Origin of the sequence: Streptomyces sp. MZ04, assembly GCF_004684775.1 — a bacterium.
Classification (GTDB): domain Bacteria; phylum Actinomycetota; class Actinomycetes; order Streptomycetales; family Streptomycetaceae; genus Streptomyces.
Genome location: NZ_SRIC01000538.1, coordinates 1 through 1879 on the forward strand (window position 1 = coordinate 1; position 1879 = coordinate 1879).

At 72.1% G+C, this 1879-nt stretch carries 1 protein-coding gene; it reads left to right on the plus strand.

The features are described 5' to 3' along the window. Nucleotides 1-221 precede the first annotated feature (221 nt). Entirely contained in the window at nucleotides 222-1760 is a 1539-nt protein-coding gene (gene hutH, locus E2651_RS42925; RefSeq protein WP_135336684.1) for a histidine ammonia-lyase, read from the plus strand. The last annotated feature ends 119 nt before the right edge of the window (nucleotides 1761-1879 follow it).

Genomic DNA, 1879 nt, shown 5'->3' on the forward strand with positions numbered 1-1879 from the left:
ACGGATTGAATCGACGCCTGTCACGGGTGAGTACGGTCTCAGCCTCTTCCCGGCCGTAGCCACAGGGAGGGCAGTCACGTCTGAGGGGGCGGCCAGGCCCTACGACGCCCCCCGCCCCCTCAGAGGTGACTGCCATCCCTGTGGCTACGGCCGGTAAGAGGCTGAGACCGTACTCACCCGTGACAGGCGTCGATTCAATCCGTACGCTGCTGAATATGGATATGCACACCGTGGTCCTGGGGACGTCCGGGACAACCGCAGCGGACGTCATCGCCGTCGCGCGTGGCAACGCCCGCATCGAGCTTTCGGCCGAGGCCGCCTCCGCCCTCGCGGCGGCGCGCGAGATCGTCGACGCCCTCGCGGCCAAGCCCGAGCCCGTTTACGGCGTTTCGACCGGCTTCGGCGCGCTCGCCACCCGGCACATCGGCCCCGACCTCCGCGCCCAGCTGCAGCGCAACATCGTCCGCTCGCACGCGGCCGGGATGGGCCCGCGCGTCGAGCGCGAGGTGGTCCGCGCGCTGATGTTCCTTCGCCTGAAGACGGTCTGCTCGGGGCACACCGGAGTGCGCCCCGAGGTGGCGCAGACGATGGCCGACGTACTGAACGCGGGGATCACGCCCGTCGTCCACGAGTACGGCTCGCTGGGCTGCTCCGGCGACCTGGCGCCGCTGAGCCACTGCGCGCTGACGCTGATGGGCGAGGGGGACGCCGAGGGGCCCGACGGCGAGCTGAAGCCCGCGGGCGAGCTGCTCGCCGCGCACGGCATCGCGCCGGTCGAGCTGCGCGAGAAGGAGGGCCTGGCCCTCCTCAACGGCACCGACGGCATGCTCGGCATGCTGATCATGGCCCTTGCCGACCTCGACGCCCTCTACAAGTCCGCGGACGTCACGGCGGCGCTGACGCTGGAGGCGCTGCTCGGCACCGACAAGGTCCTCGCGCCCGAGCTGCACGCCATCCGCCCGCATCCGGGCCAGGCCGCATCCGCCGCCAACATGCTTGCCGTCCTCGCCGGTTCGGAGCTGACCGGCCACCACCAGGACGACGCGCCGCGCGTCCAGGACGCGTACTCGGTGCGGTGTGCGCCGCAGGTCGCGGGCGCGGGCCGGGACACGATGGCGCACGCGCGCCTGGTCGCCGAGCGTGAGCTGGCCTCCGCCGTCGACAACCCGGTCGTACTCGCCGACGGCCGCGTCGAGTCGAACGGCAACTTCCACGGCGCTCCGGTCGCGTACGTCCTGGACTTCCTCGCCATCGCGGCGGCGGACCTCGGCTCGATCGCCGAACGCCGCACGGACCGGCTCCTCGACAAGAACCGCTCGCACGGCCTGCCGCCCTTCCTCGCGGACGACGCGGGCGTCGACTCGGGCCTGATGATCGCCCAGTACACGCAGGCGGCCCTGGTGAGCGAGCTGAAGCGCCTCGCGGTGCCGGCGTCGGCCGACTCGATCCCGTCCTCCGCGATGCAGGAGGACCATGTGTCGATGGGCTGGTCGGCGGCGCGCAAACTCCGCACGGCGGTCGACAACTTGACCCGTATCGTCGCGATCGAGCTGTACGCGTCGACGCGCGCGATCGAACTCCGCGAGGGCCTGACGCCGGCGCCGGCCAGCCGCGCGGTGATCGAGGCGGTGCGCAAGGCGGGTGTCGAGGGTCCGGGCCCGGACCGCTTCCTCGCCCCCGACCTGGCGGCGGCGGATGAGTTCGTCCGCTCCGGCGGAGTGGTGGAGGCGGCCGAGGGGGTCACCGGCCCCCTGGCGTAGCGGCCTTCTTTTCTTTACGAGAGGGCCCCGCCGTCAGGTTGTGACGGCGGGGCCCTCTTTGGGGTGCTCGGGGGACGGGTTCTTTGGCTTTGGGGTTCGGGGAGGGGTGACGGTGCGGG

Coding starts and splice junctions, on each gene's coding strand:
- hutH (WP_135336684.1), top strand. CDS start 222: ATGCACACCGTGGTCCTGGGGACGTCCGGGACAACCGCAGCGGACGTC.